Here is a 24,595-nt window from a genome sequence, read left to right as displayed (position 1 = left end):
GCAGCTGGCGCTGGGCGGCCCAGGCCCGTTCGAACGGCACCGGACCCGTCGCTTCAAAAAGGATTGCATCGAGGTTGGGGGTTATCACAAGCCGTTCTTAGCGTTGGTGCACAAGAGCACCTGAGGCGGTTGCCATCTGATGAAACTGCTGATCCATGGCCGCAATCTTGACGTCACTCCCGCCATCCGGGAGTACACCGAAACCAAGCTGAGCCGAGCCATTCACCACTTTGAAGGCCTCGTCAAGGAGGCCGACGTCCACCTGTCGGTAGCCCGCAACCCCCGGGTGCCGCATCAAACGGTCGAAGTCACGATGTTTGCCAACGGCACCGTGATCCGTGCCCAGGAGCGCAGCGACAACCTCTACGCCAGCATCGACCTAGTAGCCAGCAAGCTCAGCCGCCAGCTGCACCGCTACAAGGACCGCATCCAGGAACAGAGCCAGGGGCCCGTGCACCGCTCGGCCCGCGACGAGGAGGCAGGCGCCGCCAATCTGCCGCCACCCGGCAGCACCCTGGTGGATGGCAAGGAGCCGGAACTTCCCAGCCCAGGCGTACGGCGCAAGTACTTCACCATGCCGCCGATGAGCCTCGATGACGCCCTGCACCAGCTGGAGCTGATCGATCACGATTTCTACGTATTCCGCGACTCAGCCAGCGGCCAGATCCAGGTGGCCTATCACCGCAACCACGGGGGGTTCGGCGTGATCCAGGCCAAGGAGGCATGAGGGCAGAACGACCCGACCTGGCCCCCCTGATCGACCATGCCCTGCTGGACCCCCACCAGGGCACAGCCGCAATCCTGAAGTGCTGCTCGGAAGCGCGCCACTTCGGCTTTGCCGGGGTGTGCGTCGCCTCCCGCTGGGTGGCCACCGCCAGGGACCAGCTGCCCCGGGAAGGGAAGGGCCCTACCCCCCAACTGATTGCGGTCGTGGGCTTCCCCTTTGGGGCCGTGCCGGCAGGGGTGAAGCAGGCTGAGGCTGAGGCCGCGGCGGCAGCGGGTGCCGACGAACTCGACGTGGTGCCCGATTTCGGTTCTTTGGCGGATCGCAGCAGCACACCGATCCACGACGAACTGGCGGCGATCTGCGAGCTGGGCCTGCCGGTGAAGGTGATCCTGGAGGTCGGGCGGCTCGATCCCGAGGCCCTGGCCCTGCTGGTGGAGATCAGCATCGATGCCGGCGCCCGCTTCCTCAAGACCGGCAGTGGTTTCGGGCCGCCGGTGACGGTGGAGCAGGTAGGGCAGCTGCGGGATTTGGCCAGGGGACGCGCGGCCATCAAGGCCTCCGGTGGCATCGCCAGCCTCGAGCAGGCCCTGGCCCTGGTGGAGGCCGGTGCCACCCGGTTGGGCACCAGCCGCGGCGTGGCCCTGGCCCAGGCGCTGCGGGGCTGATCCAGCCGTGCCGGAACAGAGCCTCGAAGGTTTGGCCCTGAGCTGTAAGCCCCTCGGCGAAAACGACCGCCTGCTCACCCTGCTGAGCGAAGACCAGGGCGTGATCCGGCTTGCGGTGCCCGGGGCGCGCAAACCCCGCAGCAGCCTGGCCGCCGCCGTCCCCCTGAGCCACCTGAAGTTGCTGGTGGGCGGGGGCAGCGGCCTGCGACGGGTGCGACAGCTGAAGGTGTTGCGTAGCTACAGCGGTTTGGCCCAGCAGCTGGAGGCCCTTGCCGCCGCCCAGGCCCTCAGCGAGCTCTGCCTGGCCCTGGTACCCGGCGATGCCCCGGCATCGGGAGTGCTGGCAGATCTGCTGATGCAGCTGGGCCGTCTAGATGCCCTGGTGCGGGAACGGGGCTGCGACCTCGAGGCCCTGGCCATTGCGGTGCAGGGCAGCGTCCACCTGCTTGCCCTCGGCGGCTATGCCCTGCCCCTGGGCCGCTGCGCCCGCAGTGGCGAGCCGCTCGAGCCCCCCGTGGGCAACTGGGACTGGCGCTGCAGCCTGATCCCCAGCGAGGGTCTGGTGATCGGCGCTGTCGCCGGCGCCCGGGTGGTGCTCAACGCCTCGGAGCTGGCACTGCTGCAGCGGCTGCTGCGGCCCAACCTGCCCCGCCGGCGCGATGGCGAACTGATGGGGCCCCTGGCGGTGTGGCTGCACCTGCTCGAGTTGGTGGAGCACTGGTGCCAAGAGCATCTGGGCCGCCGGCCCCGCGCCCTGAACATGCTGCGCTCCAGCCTCAGCGCCAGCCCTGCGCCATCATGGGATTGAGCGGAGGTGCGGGCAAAATTGAGCGGCAGTTCTCGCACCACGGGCTTGCAGGGCGTACTGGCCCTGCCGGATTTTCGGCGTCTGTGGGTGGGCCAGATATTTTCGCAGCTGGCCGACAAGTTCTACATCGTGTTGATGGTGTTTCTGATCGCCCAGACCTGGGTGAGGGGAACGCCAGAAGCCAATCCCGCCCTGGCTGAAGCCGCCTCGGCGATTCGCCTCGACCTGCCCGAGACCCGGGCTCAAATGATCACCCTGCTGGCCACGGGGATCTACGTGGCCAACACAATTCCAGCGATGCTGCTGGGCACGGTGGCGGGCGTCTGGGCCGACCGCTGGCCCAAGCGCTCGGTGATGGTGGCCTCGAATGGACTGCGGGCCGCGCTGGTGTTGCTGGCGCCCTTCTGCCTGGTGCAGGAGCCCCTGTGGCTGGGCCTGAGCTGGGGCTACTGGGGGCTGGTGCTGATGACCTTCCTGGAGTCGGTGCTCACCCAGTTCTTCGCACCGGCCGAACAGGCCGCCATCCCCCAACTGGTGCCCTCAGACCAGCTGCTGGCAGCCAATTCCCTCTACCAGGCCACCAGCATGGCGGCCACGATCGTAGGTTTCGCCCTGGGCGACCCGATCCTGCGCCTGCTCCATCTGGGCCTGCGCCGCATCGGCATCGACGGCGGCGAATTTCTGTTGCTACCCCTCTGTTACGGCCTGGCGGCTGTGGCGATCAGCCGGATCCGCTGGCAGGAGCAACCCCGGGCCGCCAGTCGCAGCTCCGTGTGGCAGGAAATCGGCGAAGGCCTCCAGGTGCTGCGAGAACGGCCGCGGGTGCGGGGCGCCATGGTGCAGCTGGTGCTGCTCTACAGCCTCCTAGCTGCCCTATATGTGCTGGCGATCAGCCTGGCCTCGGCCATCCCGGGCCTGGGCCCCACCCAGTTCGGCACCCTGCTGGCGATGAGCGGCCTGGGCCTGGCCATCGGCGCCCTAGCGGTGGCCCAGCTGGGTCAGGGCCTCAACCGCCGCCGCCTGGCCGCCACAGGACTGGGCACCATCGGCTGGAGCCTGGTGTTGCTGGGCCAATTGCGCGGCAACCTCGTCTTGACCCTGTTGCTTTGCGGGATGCTGGGGGTGGGCTCGGCCCTGCTGGCGATCCCGGCCCAGACAACCATCCAGGAACAGACGCCGGAGGACTTGCGCGGCAAGGTCTTTGGCCTTCAGAACAACCTGATCAACATCGCCCTGAGCCTGCCACTGGTGCTGGCGGGCGCGGTGGTGAGCCGCTACGGCCTGCTGCCGGTGCTGTGGGCACTGGCTGCCATCGCCCTGGTAGCAGCCCTGCTGGAGCGTCCGTGGCAGCGCTGTTAGCGTGAAATGCCGAATGCGCGCGCCCCGGTGGTCCACATTGCCTGGCTGGGCAAAAAAACCCCGTTCTGCGGCAACGTCACCTACGGACTGAGTACCACCCATGCGCTGCGCAGGCGGGGCCATGGGATCAGCTTCATCCACTTCGATACCCCGCCTGGAAGCCTGGCCCGCTCCGCTGATGGCCTGCCAGAGGTTGAAAATCAAGGCGACAGCAATGGCGGCGGCCCCGAGGTGGCCTTGCCCTATCTGGTGAAATCCCAGGTATACACAATCCCGTCCCTGGGGGCCCAGCGGGAGCTGCGCGAATCCCTGGAGCGGCTCAAACCCGACCTGGTACACGCCAGCCTCACCCTCTCCCCGCTCGATTTCCGCCTGCCCGACCTCTGCCAGCAGCTCGGACTGCCAGTGGTGGCAACCTTCCACCCGGCCTTCGATGCCAGCCTGCGCAACCTGTCTGCTGGCACCCAGCAGCTCACCTACCAGCTCTATGGGCCCACCCTGGCCAAATTCGACCGGGTGATTGTCTTTTCGGAGCTACAGGCCGAGATGCTTCAGCGCCTGGGGGTGCGGGCCGAGCGACTGGCAGTGATCCCCAACGGCGTCGACACCGACATGTGGCGGCCGGCATCGCTTGCCCCCACCGCCAGCCCCGAACTGCAGGACCTGCGCCGGCGCTTTGCCGGCCGGCGCGTCTTCCTCTACATGGGCCGGGTGGCCACTGAAAAAAACGTGGAGGCCCTGATCAAGGCCTGGCGGCTGGTGCGCCCGGCGGGCTGCGTGCTGGTGATCGTGGGCGATGGCCCCCTGCGCAGCTCCCTGCAGGCCACCGGCGCCGAACCAGACCTGGTGTGGTGGGGCTACGAACCCAGCCTGGAGCTGCGGGTCGCCTTCCAGCAGCTGGCGGAGGTATTCCTGCTGCCCTCGCTGGTGGAGGGGCTGAGTCTGGCCCTGCTCGAAGCCATGGCCAGCGGCACGGCCTGCGTCGCCACCGATGCCGGCGCCGATGGCGAGGTGCTGGAGGGGGGTGCGGGCATCGTGATCAGCACCCAGGGGGTCACCACCCAACTGCGCACCTTGATCCCGGTGCTGCGCGACCAGCCTGTGCTCACCGCTGAGCTGGGCCGTCGGGCCAGGGCGCGAGCCCTGGAGCGCTACACCCTGGAGGGAAACATCGACGCCCTTGAAGTGCTCTACGGCCAGCTGGTGCCCCAGGGTTCACTGGTGGCCTGAGGCCAGCTCCAGCTCCCGGCAACAGGCCGAAAAAGCCGCGGCAGGATCGGGCGCCGCCGTGATCGGCCGACCGATCACCAGCTGGCTGGCACCGGCGGCGACGGCCTGGGCGGGCGTCAGCACCCGCTGCTGATCCCCATGGGCCGCTCCAGCCGGGCGAATGCCGGGAGTCACCAGGGCAAAGGGCTCGGGGTGGGCAGAGCGCAGGGCAGCCACCTCCAGCGGTGAGCAGACGCAGCCGCCGATGCCGGCCGCTGCGGCCAGCCGGGCCAGCCGGGGCACATAGGCGGCAAGCGGCTCCCCAATCGCCAGCTCAGCAGCAAAACGGGCCTGCTCCCAGCTGGTGAGCACCGTCACCGCCAGCAGGGTGGGCGCCGGCAGACCCACCGCCGCGGCCGACTCCAGCGCCGCCGCCTGGGCCGCGCCCAGGGCCTCGGTGCCGGCGCAGGCGTGCACCGTGATCAGCTCGGCGCCGAGCCGGGCCGCACTGCGGCAGGCGCCGGCCATGGTGGCCGGGATGTCATGGAACTTGAGATCCAGGAACACCCGCTTGCCCTGATAGCGCAGCTGCTGCACCACGGCCGGGCCGCCGGCCACGAACAGTTCCAGGCCCACCTTCACCCAACACAGCTGCGGCACCGCCGCGGCAAAGGCCAGGGCCTGCTCCGGCGCCATGCCATCGAGGGCCACGATGATTCGGTCGGTGGGCTCGGACAAGGGCCGCCAGCAGCATGGCTGCAGGTTAGGGAGCGCGTCGTCCAGGCGACATTGTCATGGCATCAGGACTGCACCAGGGACCCGATCCCCCCGCCCAGGCTGATCTGGCGCGAGCCGTGGCCATGGCCTTCTCCGAGTCCACTCCCCTGCCGGTGACCCTCAGTCTGGAGCCGGCCCCATGCTGCCCCCTGCCTGGCTGGCACCCCTTGGGCGATGCCGTCATCACCATTCCCTGCAGTTCCGGGGATGCAATAGCTGTCCAGACCCCGAGCTGGGAAGACCTGCTAGGCAGCCGCTAGCCCGCCACCAGGCGCCGGAAGGTCTTCTTACCCAGCTGCAGCACCTTGCCAGCGAGGGCTTCAGGGCCGGCGAACTCCTGGTTGGGATCGGCGAGCTTTTCGCCGTCAAGCTTGACGCCGCCGCCCTGGATCTGGCGGCGAGCTTCGCTGCTGCTGGCGCAGATCCCCACGGCACTGAGCAGATAGAAGGCCCTGGCCGGGAAGTTGACCGCCGCCAGCGAGGCCTCTGGCACCTCGGCCTCTGCCGCACCGGCACCTGCCGCGCCGCCCACCAGGGATGCGGCATCGGCCTGGGCCGCCGCGGCCGCCGCCGCCCCATGGCGGGCCCTGGTGATCTCCAGGGCCATCAGTTTCTGGCGCTGCCGCGGATTTTCCGGCAGAGCCGCCAGATCCAAATCGGTGAGCAGGGTGAGGTAGTCGTCCACCACCCCATCAGGCACCTTCTCGAGCTTGGAATACATCGAGAGTGGGTCTTCAGCCAGGCCCACGGTGTTGGCCAGGCTCTTGCTCATCTTCTGCACCCCATCGAGGCCCGGCAGGATCGGCAGCAACATCCCGAACTGGGGCCGCTGGCCAAAATGGCGCTGCAGGTCGCGGCCCATGGCCACGTTGAACTTCTGGTCAGTGCCGCCCAGCTCCAGATCGGCCCGCACCTGCACCGAGTCGTAGCCCTGCAGGAGGGGATAGAGAAATTCGTGCAGGGAAATCGGCGTGCCCGAGCCGTAGCGGTTGGCGAAGTCCTCCTTGGCCAGCATCTGGCCCACCGTGCTGATGCCCAGCAGCTCGATCACCTGGGGCAGATCCAGGCCCGCGAGCCACTCGCTGTTGCGGCGCACTTCCAGCCGCCCGGGGGTGGTGAAATCCAGCAGGGCGCGCTCGGGGGCCTCCCCCTGGCCCAGCTGCTGCAGATAGGTGGCGGCGTTGGCCTCGACCGCCGCTTCGCTGAGCTGCACCCGGGTGGTGCCCTTGCCGGTGGGATCGCCGATGCGGGCGGTGAAATCGCCAATGATCAAAACCGCTGTGTGGCCCGCGTCCTGAAACGCCCGCAGCTTGCGGAACAGGAGCGAGTGGCCTAAGTGGATGGCGGAGCCGGTGGGGTCGATGCCGAGCTTCACCCTCAACGGCACACCGCTGCTCTGTGCCCCCTCCAGGCGGGCGGCAAGCTGCTGGTCGGGATCCCCTGCCATACCAGCGGGGAAGAGATCCGCCATGCCCCGCTCAAGCCAAGCCGGTAAGGGAATCTGCCCGACCGGCGGATGGGCTGCTGTCATTGGAAGTGCGACCCGCTCTGTCTCTGTGGCGGGATAGTAGGCAGCCTCTAGGCGGGAGCAGCCTCTAGGCGGGAGCATCCAGCTGGCTCTTCATCCGTTCGAGGGTCTGGTACATCTGCTGGAACATGGTTTCGGGTGTCATCCCGAACTGGCCCAGCTGGGTGCGTAGCTGCTCGACGGTGAGCTTGGCCTGGAAATCCTCGGAGAGCTCAAAGCGCTTCATGAACACCCGATAGCGCTCCATCATGTCTTCCATCTTTTCGATGTAGAGCTTTTTGCCCTCCCGATCGAACTTGCCATATTCACTGCCCAGCTGCATCAGCTGCTGGTAATCGCCAAACAGACGCTTGGCCTCGTCTTGAACGATCTCGGATTCAAAGAACGCCATGGAGCCGGGCAGCGTTGCGGTTGATTGATTCTGGTGAATCCAGGCAGTTCTGGGGAGTGCGGATAGGCGTAATTGCGTGGGCTTGATCAGCATGGGGCCATGCGTTGTCACCGCGAATCCCCCCCATGGACTTCACCCCAAGGCTCGAGCAGATCCGCCAGAACACTGGCCAGATCGACAACCTGCTGAGGGACGCCCGGCTGGTGGTGTGCCTGGGCAACCGGGCCATGCTCAGCCTGTTTGTGGGCAGCCAGATCGGCCAGAGACAGCTCGTGGGCGCGGCCACCTGCGAAGCCAGCGGCCTAGCCCTGGTGGAGCGACACCAGCCCACGATGGTGTTCCTGAGCGACACCCTCGAGCAGGGCTCGGGGATTGCCCTGGTGCAGCAGATCAAGCGTCGCTGGCCTTCGATCCACACCCTTTTACTGATCACCCAGGAGCACCGGCAGGCCCCGATCCAGCAGGCAATCCAGGCAGGCTGTGATGGCCTGCTGGTGGAATCGCGCCTGGGTCTGGGCAGCGCCGCCGCCGCCCTGCACGCCATCAGCGGCGGTGGGGTCTACATCGACCGCAGCCTCACGGAGTTGTTCCGCCAGGGGCCCGGCGCAACGGGGCCGATCGAACCCCTCAGCGAGCGCGAAAGGGATGTGTTGGCGCTGGTGGCACGCGGTGAGACAAATGGGGAGATCGGCCAGCAGCTGTTCATCGCCACCGACACGGTCAAAACCCACCTGCGCAATCTGAGCGCCAAGCTCCAGGCCCGGGATCGCACCCACGCGGCCGTACTTGGCCTGCGCCTGGGGCTGATCGACTGGCCGAACGACGAAGACCCCAGCTAAGTTCAGTCAATTCGAAACGGCAGCGTTCCGCCATGGCCCAGAGGCACTGGTTGGACCCCCTGGCGCGTCAAGTGCTACGAGCAACCGGTCAAATTCCGGCGGCAGCGCAGCAGCCCAACCCTCCCGAAGCGACTCTTACCAAACCCACCCAGACCAAGCCAACCCAGGGCGAACCAACCCGACCTGAGGCCCTGGCCTTAGAGGAGGTGGAGCGTGAGCTGCTCGCCCTCAAGTTGCAGCAGAATCCAGGTCTGCGGCTAGACGATGCCACTGCGGTGCAGCGGGCCTCCGCCCTGGGATGGCGCCTGGATGTAAACCGCGCCACCGCCGCCGACTGGCTGCGCTTGCCAGGGATGGCGGCCTCCCAGGTGGATCTGTTGCTGCGTCTCCAGGCAAGTGGAATCCAGCTCAGCTGCAGCGAAGACCTCCAGCGGGTGCTGGAGCTGCCCGAATCCCTGGTGCAAACCTGGCTACCGCTGCTGGAGTTCCGCTGGTACGGCGAGCCCGCCCCGCCAGCAATGCCCGCCAAGCGGATCGATCTCAATCGGGCAGCGGCGGGGGAACTCCAATCGCTGGGCCTTGACGGCCAACGACTGGGCCGGCTGCTGCTCGAACGCAACCGCGCTCCCTTCCTCGACCTGGCCGACCTGCAACAGCGGCTCCAGCTTCCGGCCGCCCTGGTGGAGAGCTGGATTGGCCGGGTGCAGTTCAGTCCAGGCCCCGCCGGACCTGTCTTGCCGCCCGCCGCTAAAGGAGCGGCCAGCAAGGGGCCCTAGGCCGATGGCACGTCAGGGAGAACTGTTTGGGAGATCGCAGCTTGGCGAACTGGGCCAGATAGGGGCCGGGGCCATCCCCCTGCTGGCCCACCAACTGGAGCAATGGCAGGGGCGGCTGGCATGCCACCAAGGGCCCCTATTCGCCAACCAGCAGGCTGCTGCCGAACAGATTTCCCTATTCGGCAGCAGGGGCGACACGGCCGAGCAGCAAGCCGAGCACTTCAACCCCCTGAGCCTCCAGCCCCAACCCCTCAGCTTCTGGCGCTGGCCCGCCGCCGCCCAGCACGGCTGTGCCCTCTATTTCGTGGCCGATCGGCCAGCAGGCCTGAGCCAGCCCCTTCTGCTCTACGTGGGTGAAACCGGCCGGGCCGACCAGCGCTGGAAAGGCGAGCACGATTGCAAGGCCTACCTGGCCGCCTACGGCGAAGCCCTGCTCAAGGCCAACCTGGGCTGCCAGCTCAGCATCCGCTTCTGGCTGGATGTGCCCAACGCCCTAGGAGCTCGCCGCGCCCTCGAACAGGCGCTGATCCGCCGCTGGCTGCCGCCCTTCAACAAGGAGACCCGCAGCCGTTGGGCCACCCCCTTCCAGGCCGATCCGGCCTAACGGCGCTGGCTACGATCGCCCCTCACCCCGGCCGGCCCATGGAGTTTCGCTGCATCCCCGACGCCCTGCCCACAGCCCTTCAGCACTGGCAGGGCGACTGCCTAGCCGTAGGCCTGTTCCAGGGGTCTGAAGACGGGCCTGACCAGCCCCAGCTCGAGCGGCTGACAGCTGCCCTGGGCCAGTCCCTGGCCGAGCCGCTCCAGCGGCGACGATTCAAGGCCAAGCCGGCTGAATCGCTCAGCTTCGATCGCCTGGGGGCCACACCCCAAACCCTGATCCTGGTGGGCCTGGGCAAACCGGCCAGTTTCTGCCTCACCGGCCTGCGCCAGGCCTGCGCCGCCGCCAGCCAGGCGGCCGTTGCGGCAGGTTGCCGCCATCTGGCCCTGGCCATGCCCCTCGAGGCCCTAGAGGCGGGAGCCGCCGCCCAAGCGATGGCTGGAGCAGCCCGGCTGGCCCCCTACAGCGACCAGCGCTTCAAAGGCGAGGCCGAGCCCCGCACCCTGCCCGAAACCATCAGCCTGATCGGGGTGGCCGCCTCTTTCGAGCCATCACTGGCAGGGGTGGGGGCCATCTGCGCCGGAGTTGAACTGGCGCGGCAACTGGTGGCCGCCCCCCCCAACGTGGCCACCCCCCAGCATCTGGCCGACACCGCCGCCGCCATTGCGCGCGACTTTGGCGGGGAGCTGAAGCTTCTGGAGCGCGCCGACTGCGAAGCCCTCGGCATGGGGGCCTACCTCGGCGTTGCCCAGGGCTCCGATCTGGCCCCGAAATTCATCCACTTCACCTACAGGCCCGCCGGGTCGGTGCAGCGCCGGGTTGTGCTGGTGGGCAAAGGCCTCACCTTCGATTCCGGCGGCTACAACCTCAAGACGGCGGGCTCCCAGATCGAAATGATGAAATACGACATGGGCGGCAGCGCTGCGGTGCTGGGGGCCGCCAGGGCCCTCGCCGAGCTGAAGCCCGACGGGGTGGAGGTGCATGTGATCGTGGCCGCCTGCGAAAACATGATCAGCGGCGGCGCCGTGCACCCCGGCGACATCCTCACCGCCTCCAATGGCAAGACCATCGAGATCAACAACACCGACGCCGAGGGCCGCCTCACCCTGGCCGACGCCCTGGTTTACGCCTGCAAACTCGAACCGGATGCGGTGGTCGACCTTGCCACCCTCACCGGGGCCTGCGTGATCGCCCTGGGCGAGGAGATGGCCGGCCTGTGGTCCAACAGTGATGGCTTGGCCGATGCCCTGCTGGCTGCGGGGCAGGCGGAAGGGGAGGATCTCTGGCGGATGCCGCTGCGCTCCTCCTACAAGGCGGGGCTTAAAAGCCAGTACGCCGACCTCAAAAACACCGGCCCCCGCCCGGGGGGCTCAATCACCGCCGCCCTTTTCCTGCAGGACTTCGTCACCCCGAAGCTGGCCTGGGCCCACCTCGACATTGCCGGAACCGTCTGGAGCGATAAGGGCCGGGGCGCGGATCCAGCCGGAGCAACGGGGTTTGGGGTGCGCACCTTGGTGCACTGGATCTGCTCCGGTGCGACCTCCGGAACCACGGCCTAGGTTTGGGGCCTTGCCTCCCAGCTCCCTTGATGGCCGCTCAGAAAATCCGCTGGTATGTCAAAGCCCAGCTCGGTGTGCTGCTGCTGCCGGCCGGTCTCTGCCTGTTGGGTGAGGCCGTGATCCGCAAGGGCATCCAGGTGCTGGCGGCGACGGGAAAGGTTGAGACCCTGACCACACCCGGCCCCTGGTTTTGGTATGGCACCTTCGGCCTGATTCTGATCAATGCGGGGGTGGGCTTGATGATCGAAAGCGGCCTGCTGCGGGGCTATCCGGGCCGCAAGCCCTAGGTGGGGGTTAGTTTTTAGCCGCTGGCACGATCCAGGCCCGGCCGCTGCGGGCCCGGGAGCCCCACACTGAGTCGAGGCGCCGATCGCGGCCGCAGGCCCAGCGGTAATAGTTGTATTTGACCTTGTTGAGCTCGGCGTAATCCTGGTGATAATTTTCCGCCGGCCAGAAGCGCTTGAGGGGCTTGATCTGCACCTTCAGCGCCTCAGCAGGTCGCCGCAGTTCGGCTGCAGCCGCACGCAGGCTGGCCTGGGCCTGGCTCCGCTGCTGATCCCCCCTGACAAAGATCACCGAGCTGTAGGAGCTGCCGCGATCACAGAACTGGCCGCCCCCATCAAGGGGATCGATATTGCGCCAGTAGGCCCGCAATAGGTCGCCGTAGCTGATCCGGGCCGGATCAAACTTCACCAGCACCACCTCCTGGTGGCCGGTCCCCCCGGCCGAAACCTGGCCGTAGGTGGGTTGCTCCAGCGAGCCGCCGCTGTAACCGCTCTGGGCATCCAGCACTCCGGCAAGAACCTCGAGGTCGTGCTCCAGGCACCAGAAGCAGCCCCCCGCCAGCACGGCTTCCTGAGTAGGTGCTGCCAGCGCCGGAGCTGGCGCCCAGCTGGCCAGCAAGAGCACCAGGCCGAGCAGCCAGGCCATCGGCCTCCCCCATCGCTTCATCCGGCTGCCAATAATTGGTCAAAGATGGCCACTGCCGCCCGCTGGGTCACGCCGGGCTCGCCCAGCTCCAGCCGCAGCCTGCGGTAGCCCTCTAGCATGGTTTGGCGAGCTGCATTGCCGCCATCAAGTAAGGGCAGGGCCTCCCGCACGATCGCCGCAGCCGAGAGGTCCTCTTGGAGCAGTTCCGGCACCAGCCGCTCGCCCAGCACCAGGTTCACCGGCGAGATGTGGGGCACGCTGAAGCGCAGGATGTGGCGGGCCACAAAGGCGGTGACGGCGCTGACCCGGTACACCACCACCTGGGGCACGCCCCGCAGGGCCAGCTCCAGGTTCACCGTTCCCGACTTGGCCAAGGCCAGATCGGCAGCGGCGCAGAGACAGGCCTTGAGCTCATCGGAGTCGCGGGCGGGGATGATCTCGGCGCGCACCCCGGCCTGGCTCAACTGCAGGGACAGATGGGCTTCGAAGCCGGGCAGCCCAGCCGGCACCACCACCTGGAGCTCCGGGCGCTGGCGTTGCAGCTCCGCTGCAGCAGCCACAATGTGGGGCAGCATGTAGCGGATTTCCTGGCGCCTGGAGGCAGGCATCAGCAACAGCACCGGAGCATCGAGCAGCCCGAGTTGGCGGCGGGCCTCCTGGCGGCTGGGGAGCTCGCCGAGCGTATCTACTAGCGGGTGCCCCACGTAGGTGACCTTGGCGCCGCGACAGCGATAGAAACGGGCTTCCTCCTGGAAAATCGCCAGGATCTGGTTGGTGAATCCGATCAAATTGGAGCGGCCCCCATTGCCAAACTTGAAGGCCCACTCCTGGGGGGCGATGTAGTAGGTCACCGGCACCCGGGGGAAGCGGCGCTTGAGCCGCAAACCCAGGCTCACATTGGGGCCCATGTAATCGATCAACACCACCCCATCGGGCGGGTCTGTGCTGAACCAGCGCTTCAGGCGGCGCTGCAACCTCAGGGTGGGCAGCACAAAGGGAATGGCCTCCAGCAGGCCAATGGCCCCCATCCGGGTCGTGTTGGCAAGCAGTTCCGCACCAGCCCTTTCCATCCGCTCGCCGCCCAGGGCCACGATCTCCAGATCCAGCTTGCGGCGGCTGGCCTCCTGGTGCAGTGCCTTGACCAACAGCGCTCCCTGCAGATCCCCAGACACCTCGCCCGTGCTCACCAGCAGGCGGAGCATCAGCGCCCCCCCGGAATCGGGCCGCGGCGGGAGGGGCCCAGGGAGGCCTCCAGGAAGGCACAGAGCTGGGCGACGGCACCCCGGGGGGGCTCCAGGGTGAGTTGCCCCAAGGCTTCGGCAAGGGTGAGCCCACGGCGATAGATCAAGGTCCAGGCCCGCTTGAGCTGCTCAAACTCCTGGCCACCATCGAGGTCAATCAAACCACTGCGCTGCAAACCGATCCTGTTGAGGGCCCGCACCCGGGCGGGGTGGCCCTCCACCAGGGTGAAGGGGGGCACATCCCGCTCGATGCGGCTCATCCCCCCCACCATCGCCAGGGTGCCGATGTGCACAAATTGGTGAATGCCGAGCACACCGCCGATAACTGCCCGATCTCCGACTACCACATGGCCGGCCACGGCGACCCCATTGGCAATCACGATCCGATCGCCCAGCTCACAGTTGTGCCCCAGATGGGTGTAAGCCATCAGCAGGTTGCCACTTCCCAGGCGGGTCTGCTGGTTGCCAGTGGTGGCGCGGTTGATGGTGACGCACTCCCTGATGGTGTTGTCATCGCCCAGCACCACCTCGGTGGGATCGCCGGTGTACTTGAGGTCCTGGGGCTCTAGGCCGATGCAGGCCCCTGGAAAGATGCGATTGCCCTTACCCAAACGCACCCTACCGTCAAGCACCACATGGGGCCCGATCCAGCAACCAGCTCCGATCTCCACATCCGGGCCGACCACGGCGTAGGGGCCCACCTCAACCCCATCGGCCAGCTGGGCCCTGGGATCCACAACGGCGGTGGGATGGATCAACGTCGCCATCAGTCCACCAGCGAGAACATCAGTTCTCCGGAGCAGACAAGTTTGCCCTCCACGGTGGCTGCAGCCTTCACCTTGCCAAAGCGCTTGCGCTTGAGGCTGAGCAGCTCACAGCTGATCAGCAACTGGTCGCCAGGCACGACGGGCCGGCGAAAACGCACTCCATCAATTCCAGCGAAGACAAACAAGCCGTTCGGCAGATCGGGCATCTGGGTGACGATCAACCCACCCACCTGGGCCATCGCCTCGACGATCAACACACCTGGCATCAGGGGGCGACCAGGGAAATGCCCCTGAAACTGGGGCTCGTTGCAGCTGACGTTCTTGATGGCCACGGCCCGTTTGCCCGGTTCATGCTCAATCACCCGGTCGACCAGGGCAAAGGGATAGCGGTGGGGAAGTAACCCCTGGATCTGCTCGTTGGTCAGAATCACCCCGCTGGTTGTTGGAAGTTCAGCTTTGGCTGAAAGTTCAGTGTCGGCGGCAGATAAAGGGGGCTGGGGAGCGCTGGATTCAGACAAGGGCATCAACCGGGAGAGGGATGGGCGGAATTGGGGCTGGAGGGGGAATTGACTGCCGGCAGACCAGCCAGAACAGCCGCCATCGAGGTGTGGAGCCCATGGGAACCGCGATAGGCGAAAACCTGGGCCCTTGGCAGGCCCACAAGGGCAAGGTCCCCCAGTAGGTCCAGAATTTTATGGCGCACCGGCTCCTCGACAAAGCGCAGGGGTGGATTGAGCCACTGATCGCCGTCACATACCAGGGCATTCTCCAGGCACCCCCCCCGAATCAAGCCCGCTGAACGCAACTGGTCCACCTGGGAGCGCAGACCGAAGGTGCGTGCCGGAGCGATCTGCTCAACGAAACTGGTGGGGCTCAGGTCCAGGGAAAACAACTGGCGGCCGATCGCCGCATCGGCAAATTCAATGGCCGCGCCCAGACGCAGCCCCGCATGGGGAAGTGCTGTTGCAAAGCTGGTACCACTGCAGACCGTGATGGGCGCGTCCAGCTCCAGGCCACCGGAGCTGCCGGGCAGCGCCTGGAGCCCCGCCTCAGCCAAAGCCTGCACCCAGGGGAGGGCTGAGCCATCCAGCAGGGGAATCTCCTCGCCGTTGACCAGGATTTCGGCCTGGGTAACCCCGGTGCCGGCCAGAGCAGCCAGCAGATGCTCCACGGTGGCCAAACGCCTTTGATCCAGCTGCAGGGCCGTACACAGGCGGGTATCACTCACCTGGCTTGGGGTGAGGCGGCATAGGGGCAGCTGGGGAGCGTCGAGCCAGCCGACCCAGAAGCCCGGACACTCAGAGGCCTGGAGCCGAACTGTGGTCTCAAGGCCGCCGTGCAGACCAACCCCCCTCCGCTCCACCGGGTCTTGAATGGTCCAGCGGCCGGAGTAATCGGCGGGCCACTGCATCATCTAAAACTTCCAGCCCACGCCGAGGTTGAAGCGCCACTCGCTGGAGAAATCCTGGGTGGCCACCTCCAGGCGCAGGGGGCCCACCGGGGTGGTGACAATCAGTCCGACACCAGGTGAATAGCCCTCACCTGATTTACCAAGCAGCCCACCCGGGTTACCTGGGATACCGCTCTGGCTGCCGAAAGTGGTGCCTGCATCAAAGAAAATCTCGCCGCTGATGATGCTGAAAATGGGAAAGCGGTACTCAATCGTCGCCTCGGCAAAACTCTTGCCAACCCCGAGATCGCAGTCGTAATAGCCCCTCACCGAGTTGCCGCCTCCAAGGCAGAAGGCCTCATAGGGAGGAATATCGCTACCCACCAGGGTTCCTGCCGACACCTGGAAAGCCAGGGCCTGCTTGCAGTCTTTGGTCTCACCGGGCTTGGGCCGGCAGCCCTTGAAGATCTTCAACCACTCCACAGGGATGTAGTGGGTGAAGCTGCCCCGCAGTCGGTTGAAGGTGGGGGAGTTCTCACCCACCGAGACGAACTGCTCAGTGCCCAGGCTCAGGAAATTACCCTTAGTGGGATTACGGGGATCGTTGAGGGTGCTGTAAGTGGCTCCAACCCGGAAGCTCACCAGCTGGTTTTCCGAGGCGCAGTTGTAGGCCAGGCAGATCACCGAAGCACCGTTGCTGGTGCTAAAGCCCCCATCAGACTGAAGATTGCCAACCACGCCCCTTGAATACTTGGACCCAGAGAAATCCATGGGGGTGACCTCCTGGCCACCAAAGGAGAGGATCAGATTCCAGGGAGCTTTCTTGAAGGGGTTGCCACGATTAAGCGGCCGCACAAATTGCACGTTTGCACCGACTCGCTGAATTGCAACCGTGTCAAAGTTTGTTGTGCCCGTGCCCTGATTAGAGCCGGCAGGGTTCTCGTCAAACGAGGTAACCACGTCGAAATCAGAGCCAGTATAGTTCTGGAGCTGATAGCTAAACGATGAATTTTCGCTCTGGAAAAGCTGGGGTACTTCCCGGCTGAAGAAAACGCGAGCCCGGAAGGAGGTGCGATATTTGTTGTCCTTGATCCAGGGGTCGGTGAAGGTGATGTCACCGAGACCACCATATTGGCCGTAGGAAATATTGGTGCCGAGGTCCCAGGCGCGGCCGAAGAGGTTGCTGTCATTCAACTGGATCTGAGCAAATGCACCCTGGCTCTGGCTATAGCCAATACCACCAGATAGGGAGCCGCTCGACTGCTCCACGATGCCCAGCATGATCACAACCTTGCCGGGCTCAGCTGGCACCGGTCTGAGGGTCACCTTGACGTCGCTAAACAGGCCCGTGCCATAGATCCGCTTGATGTCCTCCTCCAGCTCCCGGCGGTTGAACACCTGGCCCGGGCGAAGGGACACCTCCCTGGTCACAACCCAGGGTTTGGTCTTGCCGCGGATCGTCTCACCCTTGTCGTTGGTGGCTGAGCCCTCCTTATTGAGGAACTGCACTTCAACGCCCTCCACGGTGCCCTGGCGCACCAACAGCTCGACCACACCTTCAGGACTGACCCGACTGGGGCCGGTGATGCGGGCCAGGGAATAGCCCTGGTCGGCATACCAGCGCTGCAGCTCCTGCATGCGGGACTGCAGGGTGTTGAGATTGAGCGTCTTGCCGTAGTCGGCCGCGAAGGTGTCCTTAACCACCTGGGCGGGCAGCTTGAGTTCAGCCGGATCGAGCTTGATTTGCTGGAGCACGGGGTTGGCCACCACCACCACCACCAGACGCACACCCAAGGGGCCATCCACAGGCTGGATGCGCACATCGGAGAACCAGCCGCTGGCGTAGATCGCCGAGAGATCTGTCTGCAGCTCGGTGCGGGTGACAAGGGAACCCGGGGTGGCCGCCATGGCCGCATAGGCCGCCAGTTCGAGCCGCTCCCGCTCGGGATGGTCCTGCAGCCCCTCGATCGCCACCTCGGCGATCAGGACCTTGGGCTCGGCCTTGGGTGCTGGCTCGGTGCTGGCCGCTGGCGCGGGGCTGGCGGCCGGCTGCTGGGCTGGGGAGGTTTCGGCTGGGGACGTTTGGGCTGGGGCTGGGGTTGGGGCCGCCGGATCGGCCAGTGGGTTGTCCAGCTGCTGGGCAGCGGGCTGGGGTTGCCCGCCTGGCGGCGCTGCATCCCCAGACTGGGCCAGGGCCGGACCAGCGGCGAGCAGGGCAAAGCCCAGCAGGGACACCGCAGCCTTTAAACCCAGCAAACCAGCCATGTGAGGGGGGGGCAGAGCGGCAAGGCCGCAAATGCCGATGACCTTACCCGTAGACCCTGGGTTGGGGGCATGCCCCTTGGACCCGTTTACAGACCTCCCCGTAGGCCTCGACAACGCCGCCAAGATCCTGGCGAAATCGGTCCTTGTCAAGAATGCGGTCGCTGACATCAGCCACGGCCAGGTCCCAGAGCCGGCAGGTGTCGGGACTGATCTCATCCGCCACCACCAGGTCACCGCTGGCAGTAAAGCCCAGCTCGATCTTAAAATCCACCAGCTGCAGGCCGATTGAGCTGAACAGGGCTATCAGTTCCCGGTTCACCTGGCGAGCCAACTCTTCGAGGCGGCGCCGTTGATCGGCATTCACCAGCCCAAGCAGCTCCAGCCGCGCTTCGGTGAGCAGGGGATCGCCATAGGCATCATCCTTGTAATAGAGATCCAGCAAGGCGGGCTCCAGGCAGGTGCCCAGCTCGATCGGCATCTGCTTGCAAAGGGATCCGGCGGCCACATTGCGGATCACCACTTCAACTGGAATCACCCGCACCGGACGCACGAGCATCCAGCGGGTGTCCCCCACGCCCAGATAGTGGGTGGGAACCCCACGGGCGGCGAGGTACTCAAATAGTCGGGCCGAGATCTGGCAGTTGAGCTCCCCCTTGCCCGCCAGTTCGGCCTTTTTGAGGGCGTTGAAGGCCGTGGCGTCATCCTTGAACTCAACCGCCACCAGGTCGGGGCGATCGGTGGCATAGACCCGCTTGGCCTTGCCTTCGTATAGAAGCGAACCGAGGCAGTAGGTCGTCATGGCTGGGGATCGGAGAACGATTGGGGGGCATGGCCGCCAGGGGAGCGCGGCGAGCGCAATTGCCGCTCCAACTCGGCCTGACGGGACAGGGCCGTACGACCCAGCAGCCATTCTGCGTAGGCATCGTCGATGCCACGGCTGAGCCGCAGCCGCCGCTCCGCCGCCCGCTGGGCCCGCTCCGGGGTGCCCTGGCCCAAGGCCAGCTGCTGATCGAGAATCTGGCCCACCAGGCCCCAGGCCCCGGCGGTGGCTGCCTGCTCCAGGGCGAGTTCCATCAGCCGATCCTGTTCAACGGCTGGGAGCCCATCGAACAACGCCACCGCCTGGGCAAGGCGCGCCGCATTGACGGCGCCCGGCTGGGTTCCACTCAGCAACACCTCGGCGGCCCGCTGCCGCTGGCCCAGGCTTTCCAGGTGGCCCGCCAGCAGATCCAGGGCCGAGCGCGTCACCGCGGTGCCGTCCTGCCGCCGGCTCACCGGCAGCTCAAGTGCCTCCAGCTGGGCCAGGTTCCCAGCCGCGAGTCGCCGCAGGGCATTGGCCGCCACCTGGTGGTTCAGGCCGGCCTGGGCAGCCCGCCACTGCATCACCAACCACTGAATCCGCTCGGCACCGGCTGCCGGGCTGATCCGGGCGAGCACCTGCAGGGCCCCATCCGGGGCCTCGCAGCGCAACAGAACCTCGGCATTGGCGAACACCACAGCCAGGGGTTGGGGGGCGGGATGGAGGCCGAGCAGCCGCTCTTGCAGCAAGCGCAGGAGGGGCCCATCCCCCTGCTCGACGGCCGTGGCGCAGGCCCCGTCAAAATCCCTGAGGTTTCCACTTGCCAGCAGGGTCTTCAGGGCAGGATCAAGCTCCACTGGCTTGACAGCCGCCCCACTGGGGGCAGGCCCAACCAGGGCCAGGGCCATCGAGGCCGAAACCGAGGCCAGGGCCGTCAGCAGCGGCCGGGCGCGGGGGGAGAATGGCGCTGGGCTTGCCGGCATCTGCTGGGGCTGGGCCCGCGGACCCATCTGGCAAGGTCCAACCTAGAAGAGCTTCTGCTCCAATCCACCCCAATTTCGGAACGTCCAGGCCCCATGGCTCCAGCTCCCAGCCCCTCTTCCTGCCCAGCTCCCACCAGGATCCTGGTGGTCGGCTCCGGCGGGCGCGAAAACTCCCTGGGCTGGGCCCTGGCCCGCTGCCCAGGGGTGGAGGCCGTGTGGATCGCACCGGGGAATGGGGGCACTGCTGAAATTCCAGGCTGCAGCCAGCTGGAAATCGCCGAATCCGACCATGGGGGCCTGCTCGCAGCCTGCCGTGACCACGCCGTTGAGCTGGTGGTGGTGGGCCCTGAGGCACCCCTGGCCGCCGGCCTGGCGGACCGGCTGCGCGAAGCCGGCTTCCCGGTGTTCGGGCCCGGCGCCGATGGGGCCCAGCTCGAGGCGAGCAAACAATGGGCCAAGGCCCTGATGCTGGAGGTCGGGATACCCACCGCCGGCTATTGGAGCGCCAGTAGCAGGGAGGAGGCCCTGGCGGTGCTGGAGGCCGCAGGCAGACCGCTGGTGGTGAAGGCCGATGGCCTGGCCGCCGGCAAGGGGGTGACCGTGGCCGAAAGCCTGGAAGAGGCCCGCGCCGCGATTGAGGAGATTTTTGCCGGTCGTTTCGGCGAGGGCGGAGGCGCCAGGTTGGTGCTGGAGGAACGCACCCATGGTCCCGAGGTGTCGGTGTTCGCGCTCTGTGACGGCCAGCGGCTGGTGTTGCTGCCCAGCGCCCAGGACCACAAGCGAATCGGCGAGGGCGACACCGGACCAAACACCGGCGGCATGGGCGCCTATGCGCCGGCGCCACTGCTGGATGGGGGGGGGCTGCAGCAGGTGAAGCGCCTGGTGCTCGAACCCACCGTGGCAGCCCTGCGGGCCCGGGGCATCGACTACCGCGGGGTGATCTATGCCGGCCTGATGCTCACCGAACATGGGCCCAGCGTGATCGAATTCAACTGCCGCTTCGGCGATCCGGAATGCGAGACCCTGATGCCGCTACTCGGGCCGGAACTGGCCCAGATCCTGCTGGCCTGTGCCAACGGCCAGCTCGACCAGGCTCCGCCGCTCACCATCCATCCCGGCTGCAGCGCCTGTGTAATTGCCGCCGCCGCGGGCTACCCCGGCGAGATCCGCAGCGGCGATGTGGTCAGCAGTGAACTGGAGAGCAGCAACAGCCTGCAACTGTTCCACGCGGGCACCCGGCTCAGCGGCGACGGCAGCTGTCAAACCAGTGGCGGCCGGGTGCTGGCCGTGGTCGCCCAGGCCGAAAGCTTTGATGCTGCCTTCGAGCAGGCCTACGCCGGCCTGGCCCAGGTTCACTTTGAGGGCATGACCTACCGGCGGGACATCGGCCACCAGGTGCGCAGCCGATGAGCTGGCGCCAGGCCCTGAATCGCTGGTGGCAGGAGTTCAGCCTGCAGACCAAGCTGCTGGCGGTGGCGACCCTGGTGGTAAGCCTGCTGATGACGGGCATAACCTTCCTGGCCCTCAACGGCATTCAACGGGACGCCCAGCTGGGTGACACCCGCTACGCCCGCGACCTGGGCCTGCTGCTTTCCGCCAACGTGACCCCGCTGGTGGCGGAGGGCAATGACCGGGAGCTGGCGGCAGTCGCCGATCGCTTCTGGCGCTCCAGCCGCAGCCTTCGCTATGTCTTCTTTGCCGATCCTGAGGGGGTGATCTACCTAGGCATCCCCATCGGTGCTAGCTCGGGCAGCAGCGAACTGCTGCTCAGCCGCAGGCTGGAGCTGCCGGAGGATCTGCGCAAGCGCCCGGACACCCCCCTGATTCGCCAGCACCTCAGCCCAGATGGCCAGGTGACTGACGTCTTTGTGCCGATGGTGAGTGAGGGGAAATATCTAGGGGTGATGGCACTGGGCATCAACCCCAATGAGACCCTGCTGGCCAGTGCTGCCCTCACCCGGGAGGTGACCGTGGCGGTATTCATTTCGATCTGGGTGCTGGTGATCCTGGGGGCCGTGTTCAACGCCCTCACCATCACCCGCCCGGTCAAGGAGCTGCTCCAGGGGGTGCGCTCAATCACCGGTGGCAAGTTTGAAACCAGGCTCGCCCTGCCGGTGGGCGGTGAGCTCGGCGAGCTGCTCGAAGGCTTCAACGCCATGGCGGCCCAGCTGGAGGACTACAAGGCCGCCAACATCGAGGAGCTGACCGCGGCCCAGGTGAAGCAGGAATCCCTGATTGCCACCATGGCAGATGGGGCAGTGCTGCTCGATGCCGAAGGGGCAATTGTGCTGGCCAATCCCACCGCCCGCCGCCTATTCCGCTGGGAGGGCCGCAAGCTCGAAGGCAGCGACCTGATCGCCGAACTGCCCGAACGGTTGGCGATGGAACTCCAGTCACCCCTGGAGAGTCTGATCTGCAGCGCCCGCGACAGTGCTGATGTGCGCTGCCGTTTTGGCGAACCGCCCCGCACCCTGCGGATCGTGCTGCAATCAGTGCGGGATGCCACCGGCGAAAGCCTTAAGGGAATCGCCGTCACCATCCAGGATCTCAGCCGCGAGGTGGAATTAAACGCCGCCCAGAGCCGCTTCATCAGCAACGTCTCCCACGAATTGCGCACACCCCTGTTCAATATCAAGAGCTACGTGGAAACCCTCCACGACCTGGGCGACCAGCTCACAGAAGCGGAGAAAAAGGAGTTTCTGGGCATCGCCAACGATGAAACCGATCGACTGACCCGGCTCGTCAACGACGTGCTCGACCTCTCCAGGCTGGAATCGGAACGGGTCTGGACCCTCGAACCGATGGAGCTAACTGCCGCCATCGAACAGACCCTCCGCACCTATCGGCTCAATGCCGATGAAAAGGAGGTGGGCCTGGACTTCCACGCCGACCCCCAACTGCCTCGGATTCTGGGCAACTGGGACCTGCTGCTGCAGGTGTTCGACAACCTGGTGGGCAATGCCCTCAAATTCACCCCCAAGGGTGGCAGGCTGCAACTGCGGGCCTATCCCTGGCCAGATCTCTGCCAGCTCACCCCAGGCACCGAACCGAATAGCGAAAGTCCGAGCTGTGAGCTGACCTCACCCCTGCCCAGGCTGCGCATCGAAATCTCCGACAGCGGCTGTGGCATCAGCGATGCCGACCAGGAGCGCATCTTCGAGCGCTTCTACAGGGTCGAAAACGCGGTGCACACCGAAGCTGGAACTGGCCTGGGCCTTTCGATCGTGCGGGGCATTCTCGAAAAACATGGGACCCAGGTGCGCATGGCCAGCGAACCGGGCACGGGCTCCACCTTCTGGTTCGACTTGCCGCTTGAGGGCTCCGACAACGACGAACTTCAACTCCTCTCCGAACGGCGGCGTTACGACCAGCTGGAGCCAGCCAACTCCTAGAGCGCGTCGTCAGCAACTCCCCGCACAATGCGGGAGAGCTCACTGCGCTCATCGGTGGTGATGCGGTGGGGAACGCCGGAAATAATCCGCTCGAAGTTTGAGAAGGAATCCTTGATCTCGGGGCCATTGCTGGTGATCACAAATTCACGGATGCCCTTGTCGTGCCAGGAGCCCCGCATCTTGAACACATTGAGGGCGCGGGCCATCTCACCGCGGATCTCCACATACTGCAGCAATAGGATCGTGTCCGTAATTGTGGAGATGTGGGAGTCGGTAATCGAGTGGCTGCCCATAAACTCCTCAGAGGTGTTCGTAAAGAAACCGGCGATCTCCTCCTGCTTGGCGTAGCCAGTCACACCGATAACAAACTGTCGAAACGCGTTGTGGCTGACACCCCTCGCCAGAGCGGAGAGCGAATCGATCGCCATACGCGAGGGCTTGAACTGACTGATCTCCGTTTTAATTATTTGGAGATGGTCTTCCAAGCCGGTCGATTCTGGATAGGCACAGATAATTTTGAGCAGGCCGTCCTGCTCCATCTTTTCAAAATCAATGCCCCAACTGGTCGCATTGCGCAGCAACTGGGCCCGGGATTCCTCATAGGCAAACAAAATCGCCCGCTCCCTGCTGCGGCAAGCATCCTCAACAAACTTGGAAACCAGCAGGGTCTTGCCCGTACCGGTGGCACCGGTGGCCAAAATGATTGAGTCCTTGAAGAAACCGCCACCACACATCTCGTCGAGCTTGGGCACCCCGGAGCTGATGCGCACATTGGAAGATCGCTGGGTGAGGTGCATGGCACCCAGGGGGAAAACGCTGATGCCATGGCCACCCATGGTGAAGGGGAATTCACCCTTCATATGGGTGGTGCCCCGCAGTTTTAAAATCTCAGCAGTGCGGCGCCGCCGTTCACCCTCGAGCACATTGCGCAGAATTACAACGTTGTCAGAAACAAATTCCTCCACCCCATAGCGGGCAATCGGACCATACTCATCTATCCGCTCGGTGGTCATTACCGTAGTGACACCAATCTCCTTGAGCCGGGCAATCAACCTGAAGATTTCACGCCGCACCACTGAAACAGCATCATATTGCTGGAAAACGGCGGTTATCGAATCAATCGCAACCCGCTTTGCCTTATATTTACGGATGGCATAGTTGATTCTCTCGATCAAGCCCGAGAGATCAAAACTGCCGGCCACGTCCTGGCCTTCAGGATCCGGCGAAGCATCAAGAATAAACAGCTTATCCTGCTCAACCATGCTCTGAAGATCCCAGCCAAAACTAGCCGCATTGCGCAATATATCCAGAGGCGATTCCTCAAATGTCACAAAAATGCCAGGCTCGTTGTACTGGCGGATCCCGTTGTAGAGAAAATTGAGCGAGAAAATCGTCTTGCCGGTGCCGGAAGTGCCGCTGATCAGGGTGGAGCGGCCAATGGGCAGGCCCCCATGGCAGACATCATCGAAGCCCTCGATCCCAGTCGGGAGCTTCTGAACCTGCATCAGGGAATTACTGGTGGGGCTTGGTTCCTGCATCGACAGTTGGGGTCTGATCAAAAGCTACTCAAGGCAGCGGCCCATGAGAAG

25 protein-coding genes are annotated in these 24,595 nt (G+C 65.6%); 13 read left to right on the top strand and 12 right to left on the bottom strand.

Going from position 1 to position 24,595, the window contains the following annotated elements; all coding sequences use genetic code 11:
• Positions 1 to 139: 139 nt before the first annotated feature.
• From hpf to KBZ07_RS00770, 5 genes are read left to right on the top strand one after another with little or no spacing between them, the layout of a single operon-like run.
• Positions 140 to 727 carry a ribosome hibernation-promoting factor, HPF/YfiA family gene (gene hpf / locus KBZ07_RS00790; RefSeq protein ID WP_254929829.1) on the top strand — a complete coding sequence of 196 codons (588 nt, stop codon included), beginning with the start codon at positions 140 to 142 and terminating at the stop codon, positions 725 to 727.
• Positions 724 to 1,392, top strand: a complete 669-nt coding sequence (deoC, locus tag KBZ07_RS00785) for a deoxyribose-phosphate aldolase (RefSeq protein ID WP_254929828.1) — start codon at positions 724 to 726, stop codon at positions 1,390 to 1,392. Before hpf ends, deoC begins: the two co-directional genes overlap by 4 nt.
• 7 nt (positions 1,393 to 1,399) lie before the next feature.
• Positions 1,400 to 2,200, top strand: a complete 801-nt coding sequence (gene recO, locus KBZ07_RS00780) for a DNA repair protein RecO (RefSeq protein ID WP_254929827.1) — start codon at positions 1,400 to 1,402, stop codon at positions 2,198 to 2,200.
• A gap of 18 nt (positions 2,201 to 2,218) precedes the next feature.
• Positions 2,219 to 3,559, top strand: coding sequence for an MFS transporter (locus tag KBZ07_RS00775; protein WP_254929826.1), 1,341 nt, complete (start codon positions 2,219 to 2,221; stop codon positions 3,557 to 3,559).
• A 27-nt stretch (positions 3,560 to 3,586) separates the two neighbouring features.
• A complete protein-coding gene (locus KBZ07_RS00770; protein ID WP_254929833.1) occupies positions 3,587 to 4,789 on the top strand; it encodes a glycosyltransferase family 4 protein in 1,203 nt (400 codons plus the stop codon).
• Here the strand turns inward: KBZ07_RS00770 and pyrF are convergent.
• Positions 4,775 to 5,506 (bottom strand): orotidine-5'-phosphate decarboxylase, encoded by a 732-nt coding sequence (gene pyrF, locus KBZ07_RS00765; protein WP_254929825.1) that lies wholly within the window; start codon positions 5,504 to 5,506, stop codon positions 4,775 to 4,777. The genes KBZ07_RS00770 and pyrF overlap by 15 nt on opposite strands.
• 56 nt (positions 5,507 to 5,562) lie before the next feature.
• Between pyrF and KBZ07_RS00760 the strand changes: the two genes are divergently transcribed.
• A complete protein-coding gene (locus tag KBZ07_RS00760; protein WP_254929824.1) occupies positions 5,563 to 5,805 on the top strand; it encodes a hypothetical protein in 243 nt (80 codons plus the stop codon).
• On the opposite strand, the gene tyrS is transcribed toward KBZ07_RS00760, so the two are convergent.
• Both tyrS and KBZ07_RS00750 read right to left on the bottom strand, forming a co-directional pair.
• Positions 5,802 to 7,076, bottom strand: a complete 1,275-nt coding sequence (gene tyrS, locus KBZ07_RS00755; RefSeq protein WP_254929823.1) for a tyrosine--tRNA ligase — start codon at positions 7,074 to 7,076, stop codon at positions 5,802 to 5,804. The genes KBZ07_RS00760 and tyrS overlap by 4 nt on opposite strands.
• Positions 7,077 to 7,140: 64 nt before the next feature.
• Positions 7,141 to 7,464, bottom strand: coding sequence for a DUF1825 family protein (locus KBZ07_RS00750; protein WP_254929822.1), 324 nt, complete (start codon positions 7,462 to 7,464; stop codon positions 7,141 to 7,143).
• A gap of 125 nt (positions 7,465 to 7,589) precedes the next feature.
• On the opposite strand from KBZ07_RS00750, the gene KBZ07_RS00745 reads away from it, so the two are divergent.
• Genes KBZ07_RS00745 through KBZ07_RS00725 form a run of 5 tightly spaced genes read left to right on the top strand, consistent with a single transcriptional unit; the run spans position 7,590 to position 11,526 of the window.
• Complete coding sequence (locus KBZ07_RS00745; RefSeq protein WP_254929821.1) at positions 7,590 to 8,303, top strand: response regulator transcription factor; 714 nt, start codon at positions 7,590 to 7,592, stop codon at positions 8,301 to 8,303.
• 32 nt (positions 8,304 to 8,335) lie between these two features.
• The gene (locus KBZ07_RS00740; protein WP_254929820.1) at positions 8,336 to 9,079 is read left to right on the top strand and encodes a hypothetical protein; all 744 of its coding nucleotides are present in this window, start codon (positions 8,336 to 8,338) and stop codon (positions 9,077 to 9,079) included.
• 4 nt (positions 9,080 to 9,083) lie between these two features.
• Positions 9,084 to 9,683: a GIY-YIG nuclease family protein gene (locus KBZ07_RS00735; RefSeq protein WP_254929819.1), complete on the top strand. Its 600-nt coding sequence runs from the start codon at positions 9,084 to 9,086 to the stop codon at positions 9,681 to 9,683.
• 38 nt (positions 9,684 to 9,721) lie between these two features.
• Entirely contained in the window at positions 9,722 to 11,239 is a 1,518-nt protein-coding gene (locus KBZ07_RS00730; RefSeq protein WP_254929818.1) for a leucyl aminopeptidase, read from the top strand.
• Between the two features lie 29 nt (positions 11,240 to 11,268).
• Positions 11,269 to 11,526 carry a hypothetical protein gene (locus KBZ07_RS00725; RefSeq protein WP_254929817.1) on the top strand — a complete coding sequence of 86 codons (258 nt, stop codon included), beginning with the start codon at positions 11,269 to 11,271 and terminating at the stop codon, positions 11,524 to 11,526.
• 7 nt (positions 11,527 to 11,533) lie between these two features.
• On the opposite strand, the gene msrA is transcribed toward KBZ07_RS00725, so the two are convergent.
• The 8 genes from msrA to KBZ07_RS00685 are packed head-to-tail and all read right to left on the bottom strand — an operon-like array spanning position 11,534 to position 19,641.
• Positions 11,534 to 12,169, bottom strand: coding sequence for a peptide-methionine (S)-S-oxide reductase MsrA (gene msrA / locus KBZ07_RS00720; RefSeq protein WP_254929816.1), 636 nt, complete (start codon positions 12,167 to 12,169; stop codon positions 11,534 to 11,536).
• A 17-nt stretch (positions 12,170 to 12,186) separates the two neighbouring features.
• On the bottom strand, positions 12,187 to 13,371 hold the full coding sequence (gene lpxB, locus KBZ07_RS00715) for a lipid-A-disaccharide synthase (RefSeq protein WP_254929815.1): 1,185 nt from the start codon (positions 13,369 to 13,371) through the stop codon (positions 12,187 to 12,189).
• Entirely contained in the window at positions 13,371 to 14,177 is an 807-nt protein-coding gene (gene lpxA, locus KBZ07_RS00710; RefSeq protein ID WP_254929814.1) for an acyl-ACP--UDP-N-acetylglucosamine O-acyltransferase, read from the bottom strand. Before lpxA ends, lpxB begins: the two co-directional genes overlap by 1 nt.
• Entirely contained in the window at positions 14,177 to 14,695 is a 519-nt protein-coding gene (fabZ, locus tag KBZ07_RS00705; protein WP_396123842.1) for a 3-hydroxyacyl-ACP dehydratase FabZ, read from the bottom strand. The genes lpxA and fabZ overlap by 1 nt, the downstream gene beginning before the upstream one ends.
• Before the next feature lie 5 nt (positions 14,696 to 14,700).
• Positions 14,701 to 15,591: a UDP-3-O-acyl-N-acetylglucosamine deacetylase gene (lpxC, locus tag KBZ07_RS00700; RefSeq protein WP_254929813.1), complete on the bottom strand. Its 891-nt coding sequence runs from the start codon at positions 15,589 to 15,591 to the stop codon at positions 14,701 to 14,703.
• Entirely contained in the window at positions 15,592 to 17,832 is a 2,241-nt protein-coding gene (locus tag KBZ07_RS00695) for a BamA/TamA family outer membrane protein (RefSeq protein ID WP_254929812.1), read from the bottom strand.
• 43 nt (positions 17,833 to 17,875) lie between these two features.
• The gene (gene purC, locus KBZ07_RS00690) at positions 17,876 to 18,631 is read right to left on the bottom strand and encodes a phosphoribosylaminoimidazolesuccinocarboxamide synthase (protein ID WP_254929811.1); all 756 of its coding nucleotides are present in this window, start codon (positions 18,629 to 18,631) and stop codon (positions 17,876 to 17,878) included.
• Positions 18,628 to 19,641, bottom strand: coding sequence for a hypothetical protein (locus KBZ07_RS00685; protein WP_254929810.1), 1,014 nt, complete (start codon positions 19,639 to 19,641; stop codon positions 18,628 to 18,630). Before KBZ07_RS00685 ends, purC begins: the two co-directional genes overlap by 4 nt.
• 66 nt (positions 19,642 to 19,707) lie before the next feature.
• Between KBZ07_RS00685 and purD the strand changes: the two genes are divergently transcribed.
• Positions 19,708 to 21,024 (top strand): phosphoribosylamine--glycine ligase, encoded by a 1,317-nt coding sequence (gene purD, locus KBZ07_RS00680; protein WP_254929809.1) that lies wholly within the window; start codon positions 19,708 to 19,710, stop codon positions 21,022 to 21,024.
• A complete protein-coding gene (locus KBZ07_RS00675) occupies positions 21,021 to 23,006 on the top strand; it encodes an ATP-binding protein (RefSeq protein ID WP_254929808.1) in 1,986 nt (661 codons plus the stop codon). Before purD ends, KBZ07_RS00675 begins: the two co-directional genes overlap by 4 nt.
• Here the strand turns inward: KBZ07_RS00675 and kaiC are convergent.
• Positions 23,003 to 24,544 (bottom strand): circadian clock protein KaiC, encoded by a 1,542-nt coding sequence (gene kaiC / locus KBZ07_RS00670; protein WP_254929807.1) that lies wholly within the window; start codon positions 24,542 to 24,544, stop codon positions 23,003 to 23,005. The genes KBZ07_RS00675 and kaiC overlap by 4 nt on opposite strands.
• Between the last annotated feature and the right edge of the window lie 51 nt (positions 24,545 to 24,595).

It is taken from the genome of Cyanobium sp. BA20m-14 (genome assembly GCF_024346295.1).
The sequence above is the reverse complement of the archived record's forward strand: the minus strand, read 5'-3'. Positions and strand labels throughout refer to the sequence as shown.

Bases quoted from the DNA above. Each gene is read 5' to 3' on its own strand.
- kaiC (WP_254929807.1), bottom strand. From the start codon at position 24,544: ATGCAGGAACCAAGCCCCACCAGTAATTCCCTGATGCAGGTTCAGAAG.
- KBZ07_RS00695 (WP_254929812.1), bottom strand. From the start codon at position 17,832: ATGGCTGGTTTGCTGGGTTTAAAGGCTGCGGTGTCCCTGCTGGGCTTT.
- KBZ07_RS00675 (WP_254929808.1), top strand. From the start codon at position 21,021: ATGAGCTGGCGCCAGGCCCTGAATCGCTGGTGGCAGGAGTTCAGCCTG.
- KBZ07_RS00750 (WP_254929822.1), bottom strand. From the start codon at position 7,464: ATGGCGTTCTTTGAATCCGAGATCGTTCAAGACGAGGCCAAGCGTCTG.
- lpxB (WP_254929815.1), bottom strand. From the start codon at position 13,371: ATGCTCCGCCTGCTGGTGAGCACGGGCGAGGTGTCTGGGGATCTGCAG.
- KBZ07_RS00740 (WP_254929820.1), top strand. From the start codon at position 8,336: ATGGCCCAGAGGCACTGGTTGGACCCCCTGGCGCGTCAAGTGCTACGA.
- tyrS (WP_254929823.1), bottom strand. From the start codon at position 7,076: ATGACAGCAGCCCATCCGCCGGTCGGGCAGATTCCCTTACCGGCTTGG.
- lpxC (WP_254929813.1), bottom strand. From the start codon at position 15,591: ATGATGCAGTGGCCCGCCGATTACTCCGGCCGCTGGACCATTCAAGAC.
- KBZ07_RS00745 (WP_254929821.1), top strand. From the start codon at position 7,590: ATGGACTTCACCCCAAGGCTCGAGCAGATCCGCCAGAACACTGGCCAG.
- KBZ07_RS00685 (WP_254929810.1), bottom strand. From the start codon at position 19,641: ATGGGTCCGCGGGCCCAGCCCCAGCAGATGCCGGCAAGCCCAGCGCCA.
- purD (WP_254929809.1), top strand. From the start codon at position 19,708: ATGGCTCCAGCTCCCAGCCCCTCTTCCTGCCCAGCTCCCACCAGGATC.
- deoC (WP_254929828.1), top strand. From the start codon at position 724: ATGAGGGCAGAACGACCCGACCTGGCCCCCCTGATCGACCATGCCCTG.
- KBZ07_RS00760 (WP_254929824.1), top strand. From the start codon at position 5,563: ATGGCATCAGGACTGCACCAGGGACCCGATCCCCCCGCCCAGGCTGAT.
- hpf (WP_254929829.1), top strand. From the start codon at position 140: ATGAAACTGCTGATCCATGGCCGCAATCTTGACGTCACTCCCGCCATC.
- KBZ07_RS00735 (WP_254929819.1), top strand. From the start codon at position 9,084: ATGGCACGTCAGGGAGAACTGTTTGGGAGATCGCAGCTTGGCGAACTG.
- purC (WP_254929811.1), bottom strand. From the start codon at position 18,631: ATGACGACCTACTGCCTCGGTTCGCTTCTATACGAAGGCAAGGCCAAG.
- msrA (WP_254929816.1), bottom strand. From the start codon at position 12,169: ATGGCCTGGCTGCTCGGCCTGGTGCTCTTGCTGGCCAGCTGGGCGCCA.
- lpxA (WP_254929814.1), bottom strand. From the start codon at position 14,177: ATGGCGACGTTGATCCATCCCACCGCCGTTGTGGATCCCAGGGCCCAG.
- KBZ07_RS00730 (WP_254929818.1), top strand. From the start codon at position 9,722: ATGGAGTTTCGCTGCATCCCCGACGCCCTGCCCACAGCCCTTCAGCAC.
- KBZ07_RS00725 (WP_254929817.1), top strand. From the start codon at position 11,269: ATGGCCGCTCAGAAAATCCGCTGGTATGTCAAAGCCCAGCTCGGTGTG.